17 protein-coding genes, 2 tRNA genes and 3 rRNA genes are annotated in these 21,786 nt (G+C 57.3%); 13 read left to right on the top strand and 9 right to left on the bottom strand.

Annotated elements, in window-relative coordinates; all coding sequences use genetic code 11:
* Window positions 1–134: 134 nt before the first annotated feature.
* On the top strand, window positions 135–830 hold the full coding sequence (locus HBO05_RS17375; protein ID WP_170042263.1) for a lipoate--protein ligase family protein: 696 nt from the start codon (window positions 135–137) through the stop codon (window positions 828–830).
* On the opposite strand, the gene crp is transcribed toward HBO05_RS17375, so the two are convergent.
* Window positions 827–1,471 carry a cAMP-activated global transcriptional regulator CRP gene (gene crp / locus HBO05_RS17370; protein ID WP_169953830.1) on the bottom strand — a complete coding sequence of 215 codons (645 nt, stop codon included), beginning with the start codon at window positions 1,469–1,471 and terminating at the stop codon, window positions 827–829. The genes HBO05_RS17375 and crp overlap by 4 nt on opposite strands.
* A 234-nt stretch (window positions 1,472–1,705) precedes the next feature.
* On the opposite strand from crp, the gene HBO05_RS17365 reads away from it, so the two are divergent.
* On the top strand, window positions 1,706–2,128 hold the full coding sequence (locus tag HBO05_RS17365; protein ID WP_169953831.1) for an OsmC family protein: 423 nt from the start codon (window positions 1,706–1,708) through the stop codon (window positions 2,126–2,128).
* Between the two features lie 57 nt (window positions 2,129–2,185).
* Here the strand turns inward: HBO05_RS17365 and coq7 are convergent, their stop codons facing one another.
* The 6 genes from coq7 to hemJ all read right to left on the bottom strand — a co-directional run bounded on the left by coq7 (window position 2,186) and on the right by hemJ (window position 6,675).
* Complete coding sequence (coq7, locus tag HBO05_RS17360) at window positions 2,186–2,833, bottom strand: 2-polyprenyl-3-methyl-6-methoxy-1,4-benzoquinone monooxygenase (RefSeq protein WP_169953832.1); 648 nt, start codon at window positions 2,831–2,833, stop codon at window positions 2,186–2,188.
* A 151-nt stretch (window positions 2,834–2,984) separates the two neighbouring features.
* Complete coding sequence (locus tag HBO05_RS17355) at window positions 2,985–3,323, bottom strand: histidine triad nucleotide-binding protein (protein WP_032858506.1); 339 nt, start codon at window positions 3,321–3,323, stop codon at window positions 2,985–2,987.
* A 46-nt stretch (window positions 3,324–3,369) separates the two neighbouring features.
* Entirely contained in the window at window positions 3,370–4,155 is a 786-nt protein-coding gene (locus tag HBO05_RS17350; protein WP_169953833.1) for an SDR family oxidoreductase, read from the bottom strand.
* A 63-nt stretch (window positions 4,156–4,218) separates the two neighbouring features.
* Window positions 4,219–5,181: a DUF805 domain-containing protein gene (locus HBO05_RS17345; protein WP_169953834.1), complete on the bottom strand. Its 963-nt coding sequence runs from the start codon at window positions 5,179–5,181 to the stop codon at window positions 4,219–4,221.
* 67 nt (window positions 5,182–5,248) lie between these two features.
* On the bottom strand, window positions 5,249–6,211 hold the full coding sequence (locus tag HBO05_RS17340) for a nitronate monooxygenase family protein (protein WP_169953835.1): 963 nt from the start codon (window positions 6,209–6,211) through the stop codon (window positions 5,249–5,251).
* 35 nt (window positions 6,212–6,246) lie between these two features.
* Window positions 6,247–6,675 (bottom strand): protoporphyrinogen oxidase HemJ, encoded by a 429-nt coding sequence (gene hemJ / locus HBO05_RS17335; RefSeq protein WP_169953836.1) that lies wholly within the window; start codon window positions 6,673–6,675, stop codon window positions 6,247–6,249.
* A gap of 136 nt (window positions 6,676–6,811) precedes the next feature.
* Between hemJ and argC the strand changes: the two genes are divergently transcribed.
* Complete coding sequence (gene argC / locus HBO05_RS17330; RefSeq protein WP_169953837.1) at window positions 6,812–7,846, top strand: N-acetyl-gamma-glutamyl-phosphate reductase; 1,035 nt, start codon at window positions 6,812–6,814, stop codon at window positions 7,844–7,846.
* Between the two features lie 163 nt (window positions 7,847–8,009).
* The gene (erpA, locus tag HBO05_RS17325; RefSeq protein ID WP_003176443.1) at window positions 8,010–8,360 is read left to right on the top strand and encodes an iron-sulfur cluster insertion protein ErpA; all 351 of its coding nucleotides are present in this window, start codon (window positions 8,010–8,012) and stop codon (window positions 8,358–8,360) included.
* A 67-nt stretch (window positions 8,361–8,427) separates the two neighbouring features.
* On the opposite strand, the gene HBO05_RS17320 is transcribed toward erpA, so the two are convergent.
* Together HBO05_RS17320 and HBO05_RS17315 are read right to left on the bottom strand one after the other, a co-directional pair.
* Window positions 8,428–9,519 carry an anhydro-N-acetylmuramic acid kinase gene (locus HBO05_RS17320; RefSeq protein WP_169953838.1) on the bottom strand — a complete coding sequence of 364 codons (1,092 nt, stop codon included), beginning with the start codon at window positions 9,517–9,519 and terminating at the stop codon, window positions 8,428–8,430.
* A 3-nt stretch (window positions 9,520–9,522) separates the two neighbouring features.
* A complete protein-coding gene (locus tag HBO05_RS17315; protein WP_172313540.1) occupies window positions 9,523–10,935 on the bottom strand; it encodes a peptidoglycan DD-metalloendopeptidase family protein in 1,413 nt (470 codons plus the stop codon).
* Window positions 10,936–11,145: 210 nt separating this feature from the next.
* Here HBO05_RS17315 and tyrS point away from each other — a divergent pair, with 210 nt between their 5' ends.
* From tyrS to HBO05_RS17270, 9 genes are all read left to right on the top strand, one after another.
* Window positions 11,146–12,345, top strand: coding sequence for a tyrosine--tRNA ligase (tyrS, locus tag HBO05_RS17310; RefSeq protein ID WP_169953840.1), 1,200 nt, complete (start codon window positions 11,146–11,148; stop codon window positions 12,343–12,345).
* Between the two features lie 496 nt (window positions 12,346–12,841).
* A 16S ribosomal RNA gene (locus tag HBO05_RS17305) occupies window positions 12,842–14,378 on the top strand.
* Between the two features lie 82 nt (window positions 14,379–14,460).
* Window positions 14,461–14,537: transfer RNA gene (locus HBO05_RS17300), tRNA-Ile, on the top strand.
* 30 nt (window positions 14,538–14,567) lie between these two features.
* Window positions 14,568–14,643 (top strand) — tRNA-Ala (locus HBO05_RS17295).
* A 248-nt stretch (window positions 14,644–14,891) separates the two neighbouring features.
* Window positions 14,892–17,785, top strand: a 23S ribosomal RNA gene (locus HBO05_RS17290).
* Window positions 17,786–17,939: 154 nt separating this feature from the next.
* Window positions 17,940–18,055: ribosomal RNA gene (gene rrf / locus HBO05_RS17285) — 5S ribosomal RNA — on the top strand.
* The 16S, 23S and 5S rRNA genes sit together here with 2 tRNA genes alongside, the layout of an rRNA operon.
* Before the next feature lie 162 nt (window positions 18,056–18,217).
* Window positions 18,218–18,877 (top strand): paraquat-inducible protein A, encoded by a 660-nt coding sequence (locus HBO05_RS17280; RefSeq protein ID WP_169954800.1) that lies wholly within the window; start codon window positions 18,218–18,220, stop codon window positions 18,875–18,877.
* Window positions 18,864–19,487, top strand: a complete 624-nt coding sequence (locus HBO05_RS17275; RefSeq protein ID WP_169954801.1) for a paraquat-inducible protein A — start codon at window positions 18,864–18,866, stop codon at window positions 19,485–19,487. The genes HBO05_RS17280 and HBO05_RS17275 overlap by 14 nt, the downstream gene beginning before the upstream one ends.
* Window positions 19,480–21,783, top strand: coding sequence for an MlaD family protein (locus HBO05_RS17270; RefSeq protein WP_170043062.1), 2,304 nt, complete (start codon window positions 19,480–19,482; stop codon window positions 21,781–21,783). Before HBO05_RS17275 ends, HBO05_RS17270 begins: the two co-directional genes overlap by 8 nt.
* The last annotated feature ends 3 nt before the right edge of the window (window positions 21,784–21,786 follow it).

Below are 21,786 nucleotides of genomic sequence, written 5' to 3'. Positions count from 1 at the left end.
GCTGGCTTGTGTGGGAGCTGGCTTGCCTGCGATAGCAGACTTTCAGTCAATGCATTGGTGACTGATACGTTGCTATCGCGAGCAAGCCAGCTCCCACATTTGTTTTTGTGTTTATTCAGAGAGGTAGATGCCCGATGATCCAGCCCGTAGCGATGACCGTTGAAGCAGGCCTTGCCGCCGAGCAAGACTTGCTGGCCGCCGTCTGCGCGGGTGAGCAATCATTCGGCCTGCTGTTCTGGCAACCCAGTGACCAGGCACTGGTAATGCCTCGGCGCCTGAGCCGCCTGCCCGCATTTGACGCGGCCAGCCAGGTATCGGCGGCCCACGGCTGGCCGGTGTTGCTGCGCGAAACCGGGGGCGAGCCGGTGCCGCAGTCAGCGGCGACGGTGAACATTGCACTGGTCTACGCGCCGCCACGTAGTGAGGGCGACCAGGGTCGGATTGAAACCGGATATTTGCGCCTGTGCCAACCCATCTGCGATTTGCTGACCGAGTTGGGCGGCGATGCCTCCGTGGGCGAAATCGACGGTGCCTTTTGCGATGGTCGCTATAACGTCAATCTCGACGGACGCAAGATGGTCGGCACTGCCCAGCGTTGGCGCCAGAGTGGTGGGCGCCCGGTGGGCCTGGTGCATGGCGCACTGTTGCTGGATAACCATCGTGAGGAACTGATTGCTGCGGTCAATCGCTTCAATCAGGCGTGTGGCCTGGAGCAACGGGTGCGCGCTGACAGCCATATCGCCCTGCATGAAGCTTTTGCGGCGCCGGATGCGATCAGCCGCCTCGACGGTTTGTACCGGCAGATGCTGGCGCAGGTCTTTGCGCACTAGCGAGTGCCGAACACCACCATCGTCTTGCCTTTGACGTGAACCAGGTTGCGTTCCTCCAGATCCTTGAGCACTCGACCGACCATCTCCCGCGAACAACCGACGATGCGCCCGATTTCCTGGCGCGTAACCTTGATCTGCATGCCGTCGGGATGAGTCATGGCGTCTGGCTGCTTGCACAGCTCCAGCAGGCAGCGGGCGACACGCCCGGTGACATCGAAGAACGCCAGGTCGCCGACTTTGCGCGTGGTGTTGCGCAAGCGCTGGGCAATCTGGCCGCTCAGGGCGTAGAGGATGTCTGGATCCTGTTCGGCCAGCTCGCGAAATTTTGCATAGCTGATTTCCGCGACCTCACACTCGATCTTGGCCCTCACCCAGGCGCTACGCTCCTGTTCTTTTCCGGCTTGCTCAAACAGGCCCAGCTCGCCGAAAAAGTCCCCGGTATTGAGGTAGGCGATGATCATCTCGCGGCCGTCTTCATCCTCGATCAGGATCGTGACCGAACCTTTGATAATGAAGAACAGGGTTTCCGAGCGCTCCCCGGCGCAGATGATGTTCTGCTTGGCCGGATAGCGTCGACGCTGACAGTGGGTCAGTAACTTATCGAGGTTCTTGATCTTGGGTATGGGGGTAATAGCAACCATGGTTGTATCCCGAAAAGACTGCACGGTGTGGTTGGACTTATATTTTTATCGAGCGAGGTCCATCCAATGGATGGCAATGCGCCATTGATTTGGCGCCAGCTTAACAGACACATTCTGACTCGATCAGGGAATTTATCTATCACGGCCTACTGTTGATCGTATTGCGGGTGGGCACTGCGCTCGCGAGGGCCTGTGATAAGCTGGCGCCCCTTTTTTAGCAGTGGAGTCTGGGCGATGAAGGCACGCATCCAATGGGCGGGCGAAGCCATGTTCCTCGGTGAATCGGGCAGCGGCCATGTGGTGGTCATGGATGGCCCGCCGGAAGCCGGTGGTCGCAACCTGGGTGTACGGCCCATGGAAATGCTCCTGCTCGGCGTGGGCGGCTGCAGCAACTTCGATGTGGTCAGCATCCTGAAGAAGTCGCGCCAGGCGGTGGAAAGCTGCGAAGCCTTTCTAGAAGCCGAACGCGCGACTGAAGACCCGAAGGTGTTCACCAAGATCCATATGCATTTTGTGGTCAAGGGCCGCGCGCTGAAAGAAGCGCAGGTCAAGCGGGCCGTCGAGCTGTCGGCGCAGAAGTACTGCTCGGCCTCGATCATGCTCGGCGCGGCCGGCGTGGCCATTACTCATGATTACGAGATCGTTGAGTTGGGTTGATCACAGGATCAACCGGCAAAAAAGAAAGGGCGCTTTGAAAGCGCCCTTTTTTGCAGCTCAGATCCGGTAGGTGCTTTTGGTCATGACCTTGGCCAGCAGGCTCATGCCAAACCTAACCGGTGCCGGGAAGCGGAAACCGCCGGCATCCAGTGCGCTTTCTGCGTGATGTTCTTCGTCGATACGCATCTGCTCAAGAATCGCCCGGGACTTTTCGTCCTCGGCCGGCAGTTGTTCCAGATGCTCATCCAGGTGCTTGCACACCTGGTGCTCGGTCGCTGCGACAAAACCCAGGCTGACCTTGTCGCTGATCAGGCCGGCAGCGGCGCCGATACCAAACGACAAACCATAAAACAGTGGGTTCAGCACGCTGGGGTGGCTGCCCAATTGGCGGATACGTTGTTCACACCAGGCCAGGTGGTCGATTTCTTCCTCGGCCGCATGCTCCATGGCTGCGCGTACTTGCGGCAGCTTGGCGGTCAAGGCCTGACCCTGGTACAGCGCCTGGGCACAGACTTCACCGGTATGGTTGATACGCATCAGGCCTGCGACGTGGCGGGTATCCGTCTCGCTCATTTGCGCTTCGGGTTGCACGATGGCAGGTGACGGGCGATACGGCTGGCCGCTGAAGGGCAGCAGCGTGCGCATGGCCGTGTCGGCTTGCAGCAACAGTCGGTCAATCGGCGAGTAGTGACGTTGGGTAGTCATGCTGACCTCCGGGAAAAATCTCGGCGGCCAGTTTACCGCAAGAGAGGGGCGTGCGTTTGCGCTGGGTCATGCTTCTTATAGGGGCCGGCTTGCCGGCGATGAGGCTCTTGAGACCGCCATCGCCGGCAAGCCGACCCCTACAATTGGGGTTTCAGCCCGGTGGCCAGTTCATCTGGCGTTGACCCAGTACATGCATATGAATGTGATAGACGGTCTGGCCGCCATCTTCATTGCAGTTCATTACCACGCGAAAGCCTTTTTCGCAGCCTTGCTCCACGGCCAGGCGCTGGGCGGTGAACAGGATGTGTCCTGCCAGGCCTTTGTCTTCTTCCGTCAGGTCGTTGAGGGTGCGGATCGGCTTCTTTGGAATCACCAGGAAATGCACGGGGGCCATTGGCGCAATATCGTGGAAGGCCAGGACCTGGTCATCCTCGTAGATAATCCTCGCGGGTATTTCTCTGTTGATGATCTTGGTGAACAGAGTATCCACAGCTGTTTCTCCATTATGAAAGTGCAGGGTGAGTGTACCCAGCAGGTCAACGCGGGCAATAGGCCTTGTTGATGGCGCCGGCAATCTTGCGGGTCAGCCAGCGTGGGCTCAAGCGCGGGCTGAACGCCAGCCAGCGATTACGGCGACCGGGAACAATGATCGCCTTGTTCTTTGCCAGGGCACGTACGGTGTGCAGTGCCACTTCTTCCGGGCTTATCAGCTGCTGACGGTCCAGCTTGGCGGTGTCCATCTGTGCGGTGCCGAAGAAGGCGGTGCGTGTCGGGCCGGGGCAGAGCACTGAAACCTTGATGCCGCAGCTCTTCAGCTCTTCGCGCAGGCCTTCGGAGAAATGCAGCACATAGGCCTTGCTGGCGTAATAGGTGCTCATCCATGGCCCCGGCTGGAAGGCTGCGACCGAGGCGACGTTGAGAATCTGCCCACCACCGTGCAGGGCCATGGAGTTACCCAGCGCGTGGCACAGGCGGGTCAGGGCAAGGATGTTGACTTCGATCAGGTCCTGCTCGGTCATCCAGTCCTGGGCGAGGAATGGGCCACTGGTGCCGATACCGGCGCAGTTGACCAGCAAGTCGATCTGCCGCTCACCTTCTTCCAGCTCTAGCAGGAACCCAGACAGGCGCAATGGCTCGCCCAGGTCACAGGCGCGGAACAACACTTCGACGCCAAAGCGTTGGGTCAGCTCAATGGCAATACTTTCCAACTGATCACGCTGGCGGGCCACCAGAATCAAGCTGCGGCCGCGACGGGCCAGTGCTTCAGCCAAGGCCAGGCCGATGCCGCTGGAGGCACCGGTGATCAGAGCGTAACGGGTCATGCGTTTCTCCATCGCAACGCCACCGAGCCTGCGACAGATGCGTCACAGGCGTGGGGCGTTTCTTCATTCTTGCGTAGAGTCTACAGGTTCGGCCGCATCGTCAGCACTTTGCACATCTTCTTCACCCACGATGACGCTCTGATCAGCGTCTTCATCGGTGGTCATGGAGCTGTTTTCATAGCCACCGTCCACGCTGCTTTCGAGCTGGTCCAGGTAACCGCTCATGGCCAGCATCACCGTAGCGGCGAATATCAATGGGAGCAGTGCCAGCCACAGGGTGGCCAGGACCTTCACCGCGGTCGAGTTGCGTGGCGGTGGCGCACCATACTGGTTGGCACCCGCATTGCCAGGCAGCACGATCAGCAGGATCGGGAAAATGCTGCCCACGATCGGTACAAGGTTCAGGAACCATAACCAGCCGGACCAGCCCAGGTCATGTAGGCGCTGCACGGTGATCTGGACACTGATCCACACAGATGCCACGAGCACGACGAAACCGAGCAGTGAGCCAATGATGATCGCCGCAGTGGGAGATACCGCGGCAATACCCAGGCCCACGGTAAACAGGGCGCCCACGACGGTGAACAAGGCCAGGCTCAGCACCAGGGTCCAGGCGAGGAAGCGCAAGCGCCCGATACGCCCGTTGACGGTAAACACCTTGAGGGTGGAAAACTCTGGAAGGTTTTCCCCTACAACTGCGCGCGGCGGTGCGTATGGTGAGGCGGCTGGACGCGAGAAATCGGCGGTCGCGGAGTCGGTCTCATGGGTTTCAGCCAGGCTGAAGGCCACGGGTTGTTCGGCTTCGATGCGCGCATCGACGCCGGCGTTTTTCAGGGCTGCCAGATAGGTGTCGGCATCGGCGTGAGACAGGTCGCGCTTCAAGGCCACCGGGCGCCCGGTGAAGAGTTTTTCAATCGCTTCGACGTCGCTTTTGAATAATTCGGCCAGGTTCAGCTTGGCGGTGGTGCTTTCGACACCCGGGAGCAGGGCTCCATCAAACACAATCTTGAAACGGTTGTCGCTCATGCGGGCATCCTTGTCACTTTTCAGGGGTAATGCAGGCCTGCTTCAATCGGCAGGCCTGGCGGGTGAGTCAGCGCGGCCAGCGCAATTGTGCCGCTTGCTCGCGTGCCTTGCGGTATTCGGCATCGAGGCGGGCAACCAGTTCATCGACGCTGGGCAAATCGTCAATCTCTCCGACGCCTTGGCCGGCGGACCATACAGTCTTCCAGGCCTTTGCCTCGTCGCTGAGTGGCTTGAGCTTGGAGCCAAAGTTCACTTCGCCCTTGCCTTGCAGGGCGGCAAGGTCGAAACCGGCGTTTTCCAGGCTTTGGCGCATAAAGCTTGCGGGCACGCCCGACACCGCCGGAGTGTGCACGATATCGGCTGCGCGCGATGTGAGCAGCATCTCTTTATAGGCATCGGGGGCGTGGCTTTCAGTGGTGCCGATAAAGCGCGTGCCGAAATACGCGAGGTCTGCCCCGAGCAATTGTGCGGCGAGGATCTCGTGCCCATGGTTCAGGCAGCCGGCCAGCAGGAGGGTCTTGTCGAAGAACTGGCGGATCTCGGCGATCAGCGAGAACGGGCTCCAGGTGCCGGCATGGCCGCCAGCCCCCGCCGCCACGGCGATCAGTCCGTCGACGCCGGCTTCTGCGGCTTTTTCGGCGTGGCGCCGGGTAGTGACGTCGTGGAACACCAGGCCGCCATAGCTGTGTACGGCGTCTACCAATTCCTTGACCGCACCCAGGCTGGTGATAACGATCGGCACCTTGTGCTCGACGCAGATCGCCAGGTCAGCCTCAAGGCGCGGGTTGCTGTTGTGCACGATCAGGTTGACCGCGTAGGGCGCGGGGTTTTCCAGCAGTGCCAGGCCCGCCTCGATTTCTTCCAGCCAGGCCTTGAACCCGCTGCTTTCGCGCTGGTTGAGTGCCGGGAAACTCCCGACCACGCCATTGCGGCAGCACGCCAGGACCAGTTGCGGATTGGAAATCAGGAACATCGGCGCAGCCACCACGGGAAGGCGCAGGCGTTGTTCTAGCAAAGCGGGCAGCGACATTGGAAGTACCCCAGGTTAAGTGCGGCTGATTAGAGTTAGAACGGCTTTACGACGACCAAAATTACAATAGCCAGCAATATCAGAACTGGCACTTCATTGAACCAGCGATAAAAGACATGGCTGCGGGTGTTTTCGCCACGGGCAAAACGTTTTACCTGGGCGCCACACATATGGTGGTAGCCGATCAGGATCACCACCAAGGTCAGCTTGGCGTGCATCCAGCCACCTTGGCTGAAGACACTCGGGTTAAGGCTGATCAACCAGATACCGAATACCAGCGTGGCGATCATCGCTGGCAGCATGATGCCCTTGTACAGCTTGCGCTCCATGATGCAGAAGCGCTCCTGGCTGACGGCATCCTGGCTTTGTGCGTGGTAGACGAACAGGCGCGGAAGGTAAAACAGCCCGGCAAACCAGCAGACAATGCTGACGATATGAAAGGCTTTGAGCCATAGATAAAGCATTTTTAGTTATTCCCAGGTTCACGGTAACTGGAGATAGTAGAGGTTAGAGTGCGCGCACGTCACGTTGACGGTTGTCGCAGAACGATACGGCCCCTATTATCGACGGCTTTCCAGTGGGTTCGTTGAGGGCAGGTTTATGGTCAAGGTCGGTATCGTCGGCGGCACGGGTTACACCGGTGTCGAATTGCTGCGTCTGTTGGCTCAGCATCCGCAAGCTGAGGTGGTGGTCATCACCTCCCGATCCGAGGCCGGCCTGGCCGTTGCCGATATGTATCCCAACCTGCGCGGTCATTACGACGGCCTGGCGTTCAGCGTTCCGGATATCAAGACCCTGGGCGCCTGCGACGTGGTGTTCTTTGCCACGCCGCATGGGGTTGCGCATGCCTTGGCCGGCGAGCTGCTGGCGGCCGGGACCAAGGTCATCGACCTCTCTGCGGACTTCCGCCTGCAGGATGCCGATGAGTGGGCCAAGTGGTACGGCCAGCCCCATGGTGCTCCAGAGCTGCTCGAAGAGGCGGTGTATGGCTTGCCCGAGGTCAATCGCGAGCAGATCAAACAGGCGCGCCTGATTGCCGTGCCGGGTTGCTATCCGACGGCTACCCAGTTGGGTTTCCTGCCGCTGCTGGAGGCCGGGCTGGCTGATGCCTCGCGCCTGATTGCCGACTGCAAGTCGGGCGTCAGCGGTGCCGGTCGTGGTGCGGCTGTAGGCTCCTTGTACTCCGAGACCTCGGAAAGCATGAAGGCGTATGCCGTAAAGGGGCATCGCCATCTGCCGGAAATTCGCCAGGGACTGCGGCGTGCGGCTGGCAGTGACGTCGGCCTGACGTTCGTGCCGCACCTGACCCCGATGATCCGTGGGATTCACTCGACACTGTATGCAACGGTCGTAGATCGCTCGGTGGATCTGCAGGCATTGTTTGAAAAGCGTTATGCCAATGAGCCGTTCGTCGATGTAATGCCTGCCGGTAGCCACCCGGAAACCCGCAGCGTGCGCGGTGCCAACGTGTGCCGGATTGCCGTGCATCGGCCGCAGGATGGCGACCTGGTAGTGGTGCTGTCGGTAATCGATAACTTGGTCAAGGGCGCGTCGGGCCAGGCTGTACAGAACTTGAACATCTTGTTCGGCCTGGATGAGAAGCTCGGTTTGTCCCACGCCGGCATGCTGCCTTAAGGCGTTGGCTGCTGTGCAAAAGGCCCGTTGATCGGGCCTTTTGTGTTTTTAAGGGGCGCCGGGCAGATTGATATACCGTAACAATAGTTGACCGCTTTTCTAGGAGAAGCGGATAATGGCCGCCATCACGCATATGGCGGCGCTACGCCGGGAGATTATCAGCATGAGCGTTGAATCCTTCACCCCCACGGCTTTGCAATTCACCCACGGTGCTGCGCACAAGGTGAAGAGCCTGGTCGATGAAGAGGGTAATGATCGCTTGAAGCTGCGCGTATTCGTTACGGGCGGCGGTTGTTCAGGGTTTCAGTACGGCTTTACCTTCGATGAAGATGTGGCCGATGACGACACCATCGTCGAGCGCGAGGGCGTAAGCCTGGTCGTGGATCCGATGAGCTTCCAGTACTTGGCAGGCGCCGAGGTGGATTACCAGGAAGGTTTGGAAGGCTCGCGCTTTGTGATCAAGAACCCGAATGCCACCACGACGTGTGGTTGCGGTTCGTCGTTCTCGATCTGATCGATAGCGGATAGGCAAAACGCCGCTTGGCTCTTATGGAGCCAGGCGGCGTTTTGCTATGTGCGTGTCAGGCGGGGTAGATCGCGCCAAGTACGCGAAGGCCGCGTGCACCCGTCACGCTTGGGCGGTTGGCGGCGATGCCTTCAAGGCAGCAATGGGCCAGCCAGGCGAAGGCCATGGCTTCCACCCAGTCAGGGTCTACGCCGTGGGTGGCGGTGCTGCTCACGCGGGTGGCCGGTAGCATGGCGGCGAGGCGCTTCATCAGCGTCGTGTTGTAGGCGCCGCCGCCACATACCAGCAGGGTCTCGGTGTGCGGCTGTGCGGTTTTCAACGACTCGACGATAGTCTGCGCCGTCAGCTCCAGCAGCGTGGCCTGGACATCCTGTGCATCGAATGATGGCAGTCGACCGAGGTGGTGCTCCAGCCAAGACAGGTTGAAGACTTCGCGCCCAGTGCTTTTCGGGCCCTGGGTCAGGAAGAAAGGGTCGCTGAGCAACGCGGTGAGCAGCTGTGGCTCGATCTTTCCTGTCGCAGCCCATTGGCCGTCGCGGTCAAAGGTGTCGCCCCGTTGCTGGTGAATCCAGGCGTCGAGCAGGACGTTGCCCGGGCCGCAGTCAAACCCCGCTACTGGTTTGCCGGTCTCGATCAGGCTCAGATTGCTGAAGCCGCCGACATTCAGCACTGCCCGGTTGCCGCTGGTCTGGCCGAACAGCGCTTCGTGAAAGGCAGGCACCAGTGGCGCACCCTGGCCACCGGCGGCCACATCGCGACTACGGAAGTCACTGACGACGGTTATTCCAGTCAGCTCGGTCAGTAAAGCGGGGTTGCCAATCTGCACGGTAAAGCCGCGGGCAGGTTCGTGGCGAATAGTCTGCCCATGACTGCCAATCGCCCGGATGTCGGCGGGCGTGAGTTGCTGTTGCTCAAGCAGGGCATGAATGCCCTGGGCGGCGAGGGTGACCCAGTTTTGCTGGGCAATCGCCGAGCGCGCAATCTCGTCTGGGCCGCTGGCACAAAGGCCCAGCAGCTCCGCACGCAGGGATTCAGGCATGGGGATGTAATGCGTGGCGATCAGCTTGACCGCCGTGTTTTGCTCGATCAGCGCAATGTCCAGGCCGTCGAGGCTGGTCCCGGACATCACACCTATATAGAGCGCCATCGCTTAGCGCTTCGCCGAAGCCAGCATGGTGGCGCGTTCCTGGTCCATGCGTGCCATCAGCGGCTGGCTTTGCTGAAGAAAGCGGGCGCGCTCGGCCTTGGCGATGGGGTCGGCCATAGGCAACTTCTGGCCTAGCGGGTCGACGTGCACGCCGTTGACCTGGAACTCATAATGCAGGTGCGGGCCGGTGGACAGGCCGGTGGTGCCGATATAGCCGATCACCTGGCCTTGCTTGACGTTGCCGCCGGTCTTCACGCCTTTGGCAAAGCCTTGCATATGCCCGTACAGCGTACGGTAGCTGTTGCCGTGCTGGATGATAACGGTATTGCCGTAGCCGCCCCGGCGCCCGGCCAGTAGCACCTTGCCGTCACCGGCAGCCTTGATTGGCGTGCCGCGGGGTGCTGCATAGTCCACACCTTTGTGGGCGCGGATTTTGTTCAGAATTGGATGCTTGCGGCCCATGGAAAAACGCGAGCTAATACGAGCGAAGTCAACCGGAGTACGGATGAAGGCCTTGCGCATGCTATTGCCGTCGGCGGTGTAGTAGCTGCTATTGCCTTGTTTGTTGGTGTAGCGCACAGCGGTGTAGGTCTTGCCGCGGTTGGTAAAGCGCGCCGACAGGATATTGCCGGTGCCGACAACCTTGCCATTGGCCACCTTTTGCTCGTAGATCACGTCGAACTCGTCACCCTGGCGAATATCCTGAGCAAAATCGATGTCGTAGCCAAACACGCTGGCCATTTCCATGGTCATGCTGTGGGACAGGCCTGCGCGCGCCGCAGACTGGGACAGCGAGCTGTTGATCACCCCATGAATATAGGCAGAGCGCATTACCGGCTTGGTGGTCACGCGATTGAAGGCAAAGCCCTTGGCGCCCTTGGTCAGGGTGATGCTTTCAAGGTCATTGAGATTGCTGTGCAGGGTGGTCAGTTGACCGTCTGGGCTGAGCTCGAACTCAAGCTTCTGGCCGCGCTTGAGCTGGGTGAATTGCTTGGCTTGCTTGTCGCTGGCCAGCACATCGTTAACGGTCGCGGTTGGAAGGCCGACTTTCTCGAACAGTGTCGACAGTGTGTCGCCTTTGGCCACGATCACTTCACGGTGTTCGGGACCTTTTGCTATCTGGGGTACAGGTGCTGCCTGGGCGGTTGCCTTGGTGTCATGCGTGCTGTCTTCAATCTGTGCAAAGGGTGACTCGACGCTCGCGGTTGTGGCTTGTTGGGCGTCAGAAGCGTCTTGGTCTTGTGTCAGTTGTTCAACCGGACTCTCCAAGTCAAGACTCAGGGTCGTTCGTTTGGCTTCTACGTCACTGGAAGGGAATACCAGGAGTGCCAGGCTGAGAAGGGCGGCGATACCACTTGCGGCGAGCAGGTGGGTCTTCGGGTAAAGCGGCGGCGCTTTAGACGGTTCAGTGGTCATAGGTAATTTTGACTTTGAAAAGATGAAATGGAAAAGATGAATGACATGATGAAGATGAAATAACTGTATAAAATATAACCAAATCATCTGTGGTGCAAGCTTGCGAATGCCGGGCTCGCCGAATGGTGTCCGTTTGCAGGGCAAAACTTGTAATTAGTCCCTGATCTTGTATGGTTGGTTCCCTTTGAATCTGAGCTTTGCGGGTCTGTTATGAAGTCGGTTGAAGAGCAGCTAGCGCTGATCAAACGTGGTGCGGAAGAACTGTTGGTCGAGGCCGAGCTGATCGAAAAGCTCAAGCGTGGCCAACCCCTTCGTATTAAGGCTGGCTTTGATCCGACGGCACCGGATCTGCACCTGGGTCATACCGTGCTTATTAATAAGCTGCGTCAGTTCCAGGAGCTGGGGCACCAGGTGATCTTCCTTATAGGTGATTTCACCGGGATGATCGGCGATCCGAGCGGCAAGAGTGCTACGCGCCCGCCGCTGACCCGTGAACAGGTCCTCGATAATGCCGAGACCTACAAGACTCAGGTCTTCAAGATTCTTGATCCGGCCAAGACCGAAGTGGCGTTCAATTCCACTTGGATGGATAAGATGGGGCCGGCGGACTTCATTCGTCTGACGTCCCAGTACACCGTTGCGCGGATGCTCGAGCGCGATGACTTCGATAAGCGCTACTCCACCAATCAGCCTATCGCGATTCACGAGTTCCTGTACCCGTTGGTTCAAGGGTATGACTCGGTGGCGCTGCGTGCGGATGTCGAGCTGGGCGGTACCGATCAGAAGTTCAACCTGTTGATGGGGCGTGAGCTGCAGCGCGCGTATGGTCAGGAGGCTCAATGCATTCTGACCATGCCATTGCTGGAAGGGTTGGATGGCGTGAAGAAGATGTCCAAGTCGTTGGGCAACTATGTCGGCATCCAGGAAGCGCCGGGTGTGATGTACGGCAAGCTGGTTTCTATCCCTGATGTTTTGATGTGGCGGTACTTCGAATTGTTGAGCTTCCGCTCGATGGATGAGATCAACGCGTTGCGTGCCGATGTGGAGGCGGGTGCGAACCCGCGGGACGTCAAGATCAAGCTGGCGGAAGAAATTGTTGCGCGCTTCCACGGCGAGGAGGCTGCGGCCAGTGCTCATCGTGCTGCGGGCAATCGTATGAAGGATGGCGAGCTGCCGGATGATCTGCCTGAGATTGAATTGACTGCTGGCGAGGCGATGCCGATCGCGGCTGTCCTTAATAAGGCGGGATTGGTGAAGAACTCGGCGGTTGCACGCGACCTTCTCGGCTCCGGTGGTGTGCGTATAGATGGTGAGGTTGTCGATCGCTCCTTTATATACGAGCTGGGTGCGACCCACGTTTGCCAGGCCGGCAAGAAGGCATTTGCGCGGATTACGCTTAAATCCGAATAAACCTGAAAGTAACGGTTGACGGCGATTTATATCTGTCTATAATTCGCCCCACTTCCGGCGCAGTCGAAACGGAAAACTCCTTGGTAAACAAAGAGTTATGTAGTTTTCGGCAGCAGGTTGCTTCAGTGCATCGAAGCCAAAAGGAAGTTGAAAAAGAGGTGTTGACAGCAGCGTGTAACGCTGTAGAATTCGCCTCCCGCTGACGAGAGATCGAAAGCGCAAGTGGTTGAAGTTGTTGAGGAAAACCTCGAAAGCTTCTGAAAATAATCACTTGACAGCAAATGAGGCTGCTGTAGAATGCGCGCCTCGGTTGAGACGAAAGATCTTAACCAACCGCTCTTTAACAACTGAATCAAGCAATTCGTGTGGGTGCTTGTGGAGTCAGACTGATAGTCAACAAGATTATCAGCATCACAAGTTACTCCGCGAGAAATCAAAGATGTAACCAACGATTGCTGAGCCAAGTTTAGGGTTTCTTAAAAACCCAAAGATGTTTGAACTGAAGAGTTTGATCATGGCTCAGATTGAACGCTGGCGGCAGGCCTAACACATGCAAGTCGAGCGGTAGAGAGAAGCTTGCTTCTCTTGAGAGCGGCGGACGGGTGAGTAATGCCTAGGAATCTGCCTGGTAGTGGGGGATAACGTTCGGAAACGGACGCTAATACCGCATACGTCCTACGGGAGAAAGCAGGGGACCTTCGGGCCTTGCGCTATCAGATGAGCCTAGGTCGGATTAGCTAGTTGGTGGGGTAATGGCTCACCAAGGCGACGATCCGTAACTGGTCTGAGAGGATGATCAGTCACACTGGAACTGAGACACGGTCCAGACTCCTACGGGAGGCAGCAGTGGGGAATATTGGACAATGGGCGAAAGCCTGATCCAGCCATGCCGCGTGTGTGAAGAAGGTCTTCGGATTGTAAAGCACTTTAAGTTGGGAGGAAGGGTTGTAGATTAATACTCTGCAATTTTGACGTTACCGACAGAATAAGCACCGGCTAACTCTGTGCCAGCAGCCGCGGTAATACAGAGGGTGCAAGCGTTAATCGGAATTACTGGGCGTAAAGCGCGCGTAGGTGGTTAGTTAAGTTGGATGTGAAATCCCCGGGCTCAACCTGGGAACTGCATTCAAAACTGACTGACTAGAGTATGGTAGAGGGTGGTGGAATTTCCTGTGTAGCGGTGAAATGCGTAGATATAGGAAGGAACACCAGTGGCGAAGGCGACCACCTGGACTGATACTGACACTGAGGTGCGAAAGCGTGGGGAGCAAACAGGATTAGATACCCTGGTAGTCCACGCCGTAAACGATGTCAACTAGCCGTTGGGAGCCTTGAGCTCTTAGTGGCGCAGCTAACGCATTAAGTTGACCGCCTGGGGAGTACGGCCGCAAGGTTAAAACTCAAATGAATTGACGGGGGCCCGCACAAGCGGTGGAGCATGTGGTTTAATTCGAAGCAACGCGAAGAACCTTACCAGGCCTTGACATCCAATGAACTTTCTAGAGATAGATTGGTGCCTTCGGGAGCATTGAGACAGGTGCTGCATGGCTGTCGTCAGCTCGTGTCGTGAGATGTTGGGTTAAGTCCCGTAACGAGCGCAACCCTTGTCCTTAGTTACCAGCACGTTATGGTGGGCACTCTAAGGAGACTGCCGGTGACAAACCGGAGGAAGGTGGGGATGACGTCAAGTCATCATGGCCCTTACGGCCTGGGCTACACACGTGCTACAATGGTCGGTACAGAGGGTTGCCAAGCCGCGAGGTGGAGCTAATCCCACAAAACCGATCGTAGTCCGGATCGCAGTCTGCAACTCGACTGCGTGAAGTCGGAATCGCTAGTAATCGCGAATCAGAATGTCGCGGTGAATACGTTCCCGGGCCTTGTACACACCGCCCGTCACACCATGGGAGTGGGTTGCACCAGAAGTAGCTAGTCTAACCTTCGGGAGGACGGTTACCACGGTGTGATTCATGACTGGGGTGAAGTCGTAACAAGGTAGCCGTAGGGGAACCTGCGGCTGGATCACCTCCTTAATCGACGACATCAGCTGCTCCATAAGTTCCCACACGAATTGCTTGATTCATTGAAGAAGACGAAAAGAAGCAGCCCGAAATTGGGTCTGTAGCTCAGTTGGTTAGAGCGCACCCCTGATAAGGGTGAGGTCGGCAGTTCGAATCTGCCCAGACCCACCAATTTTGTGTGGGAAACGCCTGTAGAAATACGGGGCCATAGCTCAGCTGGGAGAGCGCCTGCCTTGCACGCAGGAGGTCAACGGTTCGATCCCGTTTGGCTCCACCACTACTGCTTCTGTTTGTATAAAGCTTAGAAATGAGCATTCCATCATTGTGATGGTGAATGTTGATTTCTAGTCTTTGACTAGTTCGTTCTTTAAAAATTTGGGTATGTGATAGAAAGATAGACTGAACGTTACTTTCACTGGTAACGGATCAGGCTAAGGTAAAATTTGTGAGTTACTCAAATTGAGTATTATCGAATTTTCGGCGAATGTCGTCTTCACAGTATAACCAGATTGCTTGGGGTTATATGGTCAAGTGAAGAAGCGCATACGGTGGATGCCTTGGCAGTCAGAGGCGATGAAAGACGTGGTAGCCTGCGAAAAGCTTCGGGGAGTCGGCAAACAGACTTTGATCCGGAGATGTCTGAATGGGGGAACCCAGCCATCATAAGATGGTTATCTTAAGCTGAATACATAGGCTTAAGAGGCGAACCAGGGGAACTGAAACATCTAAGTACCCTGAGGAAAAGAAATCAACCGAGATTCCCTTAGTAGTGGCGAGCGAACGGGGACTAGCCCTTAAGTGGCTTTGAGATTAGCGGAACGCTCTGGAAAGTGCGGCCATAGTGGGTGATAGCCCTGTACGCGAAAATCTCTTAGTCATGAAATCGAGTAGGACGGAGCACGAGAAACTTTGTCTGAATATGGGGGGACCATCCTCCAAGGCTAAATACTACTGACTGACCGATAGTGAACTAGTACCGTGAGGGAAAGGCGAAAAGAACCCCGGAGAGGGGAGTGAAATAGATCCTGAAACCGTATGCGTACAAGCAGTGGGAGCCCACTTTGTTGGGTGACTGCGTACCTTTTGTATAATGGGTCAGCGACTTATTTTCAGTGGCGAGCTTAACCGAATAGGGGAGGCGTAGCGAAAGCGAGTCTTAATAGGGCGTCTAGTCGCTGGGAATAGACCCGAAACCGGGCGATCTATCCATGGGCAGGTTGAAGGTTGGGTAACACTAACTGGAGGACCGAACCGACTACCGTTGAAAAGTTAGCGGATGACCTGTGGATCGGAGTGAAAGGCTAATCAAGCTCGGAGATAGCTGGTTCTCCTCGAAAGCTATTTAGGTAGCGCCTCATGTATCACTGTAGGGGGTAGAGCACTGTTTCGGCTAGGGGGTCATCCCGACTTACCAAACCGATGCAAACTCCGAATACCTACAAGTGCCGAGCATGGGAGACACACGGCGGGTGCTAACGTCCGTCGTGAAAAGGGAAACAACCCAGACCGTCAGCTAAGGTCCCAAAGTTATGGTTAAGTGGGAAACGATGTGGGAAGGCTTAGACAGCTAGGAGGTTGGCTTAGAAGCAGCCACCCTTTAAAGAAAGCGTAATAGCTCACTAGTCGAGTCGGCCTGCGCGGAAGATGTAACGGGGCTCAAACCATACACCGAAGCTACGGGTATCACCTTCGGGTGATGCGGTAGAGGAGCGTTCTGTAAGCCTGTGAAGGTGAGTTGAGAAGCTTGCTGGAGGTATCAGAAGTGCGAATGCTGACATGAGTAACGACAATGGGTGTGAAAAACACCCACGCCGAAAGACCAAGGTTTCCTGCGCAACGTTAATCGACGCAGGGTTAGTCGGTCCCTAAGGCGAGGCTGAAAAGCGTAGTCGATGGAAAACAGGTTAATATTCCTGTACTTCTGGTTATTGCGATGGAGGGACGGAGAAGGCTAGGCCAGCTTGGCGTTGGTTGTCCAAGTTTAAGGTGGTAGGCTGGAATCTTAGGTAAATCCGGGATTCTAAGGCCGAGAGCTGATGACGAGTTACCCTTTGGGTGACGAAGTGGTTGATGCCATGCTTCCAAGAAAAGCTTCTAAGCTTCAGGTAACCAGGAACCGTACCCCAAACCGACACAGGTGGTTGGGTAGAGAATACCAAGGCGCTTGAGAGAACTCGGGTGAAGGAACTAGGCAAAATGGCACCGTAACTTCGGGAGAAGGTGCGCCGGTGAGGGTGAAGGACTTGCTCCGTAAGCTCATGCCGGTCGAAGATACCAGGCCGCTGCGACTGTTTATTAAAAACACAGCACTCTGCAAACACGAAAGTGGACGTATAGGGTGTGACGCCTGCCCGGTGCCGGAAGGTTAATTGATGGGGTTAGCTAACGCGAAGCTCTTGATCGAAGCCCCGGTAAACGGCGGCCGTAACTATAACGGTCCTAAGGTAGCGAAATTCCTTGTCGGGTAAGTTCCGACCTGCACGAATGGCGTAACGATGGCGGCGCTGTCTCCACCCGAGACTCAGTGAAATTGAAATCGCTGTGAAGATGCAGTGTATCCGCGGCTAGACGGAAAGACCCCGTGAACCTTTACTATAGCTTTGCACTGGACTTTGAATTTGCTTGTGTAGGATAGGTGGGAGGCTTTGAAGCGTGGACGCCAGTTCGCGTGGAGCCAACCTTGAAATACCACCCTGGCAACTTTGAGGTTCTAACTCAGGTCCGTTATCCGGATCGAGGACAGTGTATGGTGGGTAGTTTGACTGGGGCGGTCTCCTCCTAAAGAGTAACGGAGGAGTACGAAGGTGCGCTCAGACCGGTCGGAAATCGGTCGTAGAGTATAAAGGCAAAAGCGCGCTTGACTGCGAGACAGACACGTCGAGCAGGTACGAAAGTAGGTCTTAGTGATCCGGTGGTTCTGTATGGAAGGGCCATCGCTCAACGGATAAAAGGTACTCCGGGGATAACAGGCTGATACCGCCCAAGAGTTCATATCGACGGCGGTGTTTGGCACCTCGATGTCGGCTCATCACATCCTGGGGCTGAAGCCGGTCCCAAGGGTATGGCTGTTCGCCATTTAAAGTGGTACGCGAGCTGGGTTTAGAACGTCGTGAGACAGTTCGGTCCCTATCTGCCGTGGACGTTTGAGATTTGAGAGGGGCTGCTCCTAGTACGAGAGGACCGGAGTGGACGAACCTCTGGTGTTCCGGTTGTCACGCCAGTGGCATTGCCGGGTAGCTATGTTCGGAATAGATAACCGCTGAAAGCATCTAAGCGGGAAACTAGCCTCAAGATGAGATCTCACTGGAACCTTGAGTTCCCTGAAGGGCCGTCGAAGACTACGACGTTGATAGGTTGGGTGTGTAAGCGCTGTGAGGCGTTGAGCTAACCAATACTAATTGCCCGTGAGGCTTGACCATATAACACCCAAGCAATTTGTTTCTCGAAAGAGCATCAGATTGCGGTGTGTGAAGACGAAATGAACCGAAAGTTCGAATCTCACAAAACACCGAAAGCTGTCACATACCCAATTTGCTGAAGCGAGGCACTTGCCGCGACTCAGTACCCGAATTTCTTGACGACCATAGAGCATTGGAACCACCTGATCCCATCCCGAACTCAGCAGTGAAACGATGCATCGCCGATGGTAGTGTGGGGTTTCCCCATGTGAGAGTAGGTCATCGTCAAGATTAAATTCCGAAACCCCAATTGCGAAAGCAGTTGGGGTTTTGTTTTGGGCGGTCGAAAAGGCGCTGGCATAACACCATTGTTCATCCCGACAAATTTGCACAGTTATTTCCCAACCAGAACACTAGAATAGACCCCTGATCATTTTAGACTTAGAGCCCTATATGTCCGACCCGGTTGATACCACCCAGGTGTCCGACCTACCGCTGGAGGACCTGGTTGCCTGCCACGAGTGCGACTTGCTGATGCGCAAGCCAGAGCTTGCGCACGGTGAAAAGGCCCAATGCCCGCGCTGTGGTTATGAGATGTACGCCCACCGCTACAATGTCGTCGAGCGCAGCCTGGCCTTGGTGATCGCCGCGTTATTGCTGTACATCCCGGCGAACTTTTTACCCATCATGCAGCTCAATCTACTCGGGCAGTCTTCTGAAGACACGGTCTGGAGCGGTGTAGTCGCCCTGTTCAATACCGGGATGCAAGGCGTCGCGGTGGTGGTGTTCCTGTGCAGCATGGGCATCCCGTTGCTCAAGCTGCTGTGCCAACTGGCGGTGTTGCTGAGTATTCGCTGGAACATAGGCCGCAGCTACGGCCTGTTGCTCTACCGTATTTATCACCATATGCGCGATTGGGGGATGCTTGAGGTCTACCTGATGGGCGTGCTGGTGGCGATTGTAAAGCTGGCCGACATGGCCGCCCTCAGTGTAGGCCTGGGGCTGGCCTGCTTTGTCAGCCTGTTGATGGTTCAGGTGCTGCTGGAGGTGGTCATGTCACCTCACCAAATCTGGCAGGCATTGTCCGGGGAGGACGAACATGCGGGCGATTGATGCTGGCATTCTGATCTGTACCGAATGCCACGAACTCAACAGGCAGGACCCGGAGACCGACGAGCAGACCTGCACCCGTTGCGGTGCGTTGGTCCATGCCCGCCGCCCGAACAGCCTGATGCGCACCTGGGCTTTGCTGATTACTGCGGCAATTCTGTACATTCCGGCTAACCTGTTGCCAATCATGACGATCAACTCCCTGGGGCAGGGTGCGCCGAGCACTATCATGGCGGGCGTGATCGAACTGGTTCAGCACGGTATGTTCCCGATTGCCGCCGTGGTGTTTATTGCCAGTATCCTGGTGCCGACCTTCAAGCTGGTGGGCATCGCCCTGTTGCTATTCTCGGTGCAGCGTCACCAGCCGCTTTCCGCCCGACAACGCATTATCATGTACCGCTTTATCGAATTCATCGGTCGCTGGTCCATGCTGGATATCTTCGTGATCGCCATTCTGGTGGCGGTCGTTAACTTTGGGCGACTTGCCAGTATCGAGGCCAATCTCGGTGCCGTGGCGTTCGCCAGTGTGGTGATCTTGACGATGTTTGCCGCAGTAACTTTCGATCCCCGACTGATTTGGGATAACACGGAGTCGGACGACGACCATGACTGATTTGCCAAAGGCTAAAACCCGCCCCGCTTCGAACTGGTCGGCCATTTGGGTACTGCCGTTGATCGCCCTGGTGATTGGCGGCTGGCTCGGATGGCGTGCCTACACCCAGACGGGCATCGAGATCCAGGTTCGCTTTGAAAGCGGTGAAGGCATCCAGGCCAACAAGACCGAAGTGGTCTACAAAGGCATGCCCGTGGGCAAGGTCAAGACCCTGGCCCTGGATGACGAGGGCAGCAATCGCGGGGTGATTGCCACCATCGAGATGAACAAGGATGTCGAGCAATACCTCAAGGCCAATACGCGCTTCTGGCTGGTCAAGCCCAGCGTGAGCCTGGCCGGGATCACCGGCCTCGAAACCCTGGTCTCGGGCAATTACATCGCCGCGAGCCCAGGTGACGGCGAGCCTACGCGCAAATTCAAGGCGCTCTCCGAAGAGCCGCCATTATCCGACGCCAAGCCCGGCCTGCACCTGACCGTCAAGGCCGAGCGGCTCGGCTCGCTCGACCGTGGCAGCCCGGTCTTCTACAAACAGATCCAGGTCGGCCAGGTCAAAAGCTACCTGCTGTCAGCCGATCAAAACACCGTCGAGATAAAAGTCTATATCGAGCCGACCTACGCCAACCTGGTGCGCAAACATACGCGTTTCTGGAACGCCAGCGGCATCAGCATCGACGCCAACCTGTCCGGGGTCAAAGTGCGCAGCGAGTCCCTGGCCAGCATCGTCTCCGGGGGGATTGCCTTCGCCACGCCGGAAAACCGCAAGGACAGCCCGCCCACCGACCCAAGCCTGCCGTTCCGTCTGTACGAAGACTTCGACGCCGCCGCCGCGGGCATTCGCATCAAGGTCAAGCTCAGTGACTTCGAGGGCCTGCAAGCCGGGCGTACGCCGGTGATGTACAAAGGCATCCAGGTCGGCAGTCTCAAGGCCCTCAAGGTCGACTCCGACCTGTCCAGCGCCAGCGCCGACCTGACCCTCGACCCATTGGCCGAAGATTACCTGGTGGAAGGCACACAATTCTGGGTAGTCAAGCCGTCCATCTCCCTGGCCGGTATCACCGGCCTGGAAGCCCTGGTCAAGGGCAATTACATTGCCATCCGTCCCGGCGACAAAGGCGCCAGTCCCCAACGTGAGTTCGTCGCCCGGCCCAAGGCGCCACCGCTGGACCTGCGCTCCCCAGGCCTGCACCTGGTCCTGCTCACAGAAAACCTCGGCTCCCTGGAGGTTGGCAGCCCGATCCTCTACAAACAGGTCAAGGTCGGTTCGGTCCAGAGCTATCAGTTCTCGCGCAAGCGCAAGCAACTGGTGATCGGTGTGCATATCGAGAAGGAATACGAAGGCCTGGTCAACGGCTCGACGCGTTTCTGGAACGCCAGTGGCGTGACCCTGACCGGCGGGCTCACCGGCGGCATCCAGGTCAAAAGCGAATCCCTGCAGAGCCTGATGGCCGGGGGGATCGCCTTTGAGACCCCAGAGCCAAACGTACCGCTGAGAAATCGCATCCCGCGTTTCCGCCTGTTTGCCGATCACGAAGCCTCCACCCAGCGTGGCACCCTCATCACGATCAAGGTCGACCGCGCCGACGGCCTGCGCCCCGGTACGCCGATTCGCTTCAAAGGCCTGGACGTGGGCAAGATCGAAAGCGTCGACCTGAGCGCCGACATGCAGTCAGTGATGCTTAGTGCGCGCATCACCGAAGTGCCTGAGCGGATCGCCCGCACCGGCAGCCAGTTCTGGGTGGTCAAGCCTGAGTTGGGCTTGATGAAGACCGCCAACCTGGAAACCCTGGTCACCGGCCAGTACATCGAAGTCTTGCCGGCGGTGAAAAGCACCGGGGCACAAAAGAACTTCGTGGCCCTGGCCCAACCGCCCGAGGCTAACGTGCAGGAAGCCGGCTTGAGCCTGGTCCTCAGCGCGGCTCGCCGCGGCTCGTTGAAAGTCGGCGTGCCGGTTACCTACCGCGAAGTCACGGTGGGCAAGGTCACCGGCTACGAGTTGGGCAAGACGGCCGACCGTGTGCTGATTCATGTGCTGATCGAGCCCAAGTACGCCCCGCTGGTGCGTGGCGGCAGCCGTTTCTGGAACAGCAGTGGCTTTGGCCTGGACTTTGGCCTGTTCAAGGGCGCGACAGTGCGTACCGAATCCCTGGAAACCCTGGTCCAGGGCGGCATTGCCTTTGCGACGCCGGATGGCGAGCGCATGGGCAACCCGGCACTGCCCGAGCAGACCTTCCCGTTGTTCGACAAGTTTGAAGACGAGTGGCTGATCTGGGCGCCGAAGATTCCCCTGGGTAAATAAATC

Origin of the sequence: Pseudomonas sp. WS 5079 (genome assembly GCF_012985465.1) — a bacterium.
Classification (GTDB): Bacteria; Pseudomonadota; Gammaproteobacteria; order Pseudomonadales; family Pseudomonadaceae; genus Aquipseudomonas.
This window is presented reverse-complemented; position numbering and strand designations above follow the sequence as displayed.

Excerpts from the sequence above, each read along its gene's own strand:
- HBO05_RS17340 (WP_169953835.1), bottom strand. The coding sequence starts at position 6,211 with ATGTCGCTGCCCGCTTTGCTAGAACAACGCCTGCGCCTTCCCGTGGTG.
- tyrS (WP_169953840.1), top strand. The coding sequence starts at position 11,146 with ATGAAGTCGGTTGAAGAGCAGCTAGCGCTGATCAAACGTGGTGCGGAA.
- argC (WP_169953837.1), top strand. The coding sequence starts at position 6,812 with ATGGTCAAGGTCGGTATCGTCGGCGGCACGGGTTACACCGGTGTCGAA.
- HBO05_RS17275 (WP_169954801.1), top strand. The coding sequence starts at position 18,864 with ATGCGGGCGATTGATGCTGGCATTCTGATCTGTACCGAATGCCACGAA.
- hemJ (WP_169953836.1), bottom strand. The coding sequence starts at position 6,675 with ATGCTTTATCTATGGCTCAAAGCCTTTCATATCGTCAGCATTGTCTGC.
- HBO05_RS17320 (WP_169953838.1), bottom strand. The coding sequence starts at position 9,519 with ATGGCGCTCTATATAGGTGTGATGTCCGGGACCAGCCTCGACGGCCTG.
- HBO05_RS17315 (WP_172313540.1), bottom strand. The coding sequence starts at position 10,935 with ATGACCACTGAACCGTCTAAAGCGCCGCCGCTTTACCCGAAGACCCAC.
- erpA (WP_003176443.1), top strand. The coding sequence starts at position 8,010 with ATGAGCGTTGAATCCTTCACCCCCACGGCTTTGCAATTCACCCACGGT.
- coq7 (WP_169953832.1), bottom strand. The coding sequence starts at position 2,833 with ATGACTACCCAACGTCACTACTCGCCGATTGACCGACTGTTGCTGCAA.
- crp (WP_169953830.1), bottom strand. The coding sequence starts at position 1,471 with ATGGTTGCTATTACCCCCATACCCAAGATCAAGAACCTCGATAAGTTA.
- HBO05_RS17375 (WP_170042263.1), top strand. The coding sequence starts at position 135 with ATGATCCAGCCCGTAGCGATGACCGTTGAAGCAGGCCTTGCCGCCGAG.
- HBO05_RS17280 (WP_169954800.1), top strand. The coding sequence starts at position 18,218 with ATGTCCGACCCGGTTGATACCACCCAGGTGTCCGACCTACCGCTGGAG.
- HBO05_RS17345 (WP_169953834.1), bottom strand. The coding sequence starts at position 5,181 with ATGAGCGACAACCGTTTCAAGATTGTGTTTGATGGAGCCCTGCTCCCG.
- HBO05_RS17350 (WP_169953833.1), bottom strand. The coding sequence starts at position 4,155 with ATGACCCGTTACGCTCTGATCACCGGTGCCTCCAGCGGCATCGGCCTG.
- HBO05_RS17365 (WP_169953831.1), top strand. The coding sequence starts at position 1,706 with ATGAAGGCACGCATCCAATGGGCGGGCGAAGCCATGTTCCTCGGTGAA.
- HBO05_RS17270 (WP_170043062.1), top strand. The coding sequence starts at position 19,480 with ATGACTGATTTGCCAAAGGCTAAAACCCGCCCCGCTTCGAACTGGTCG.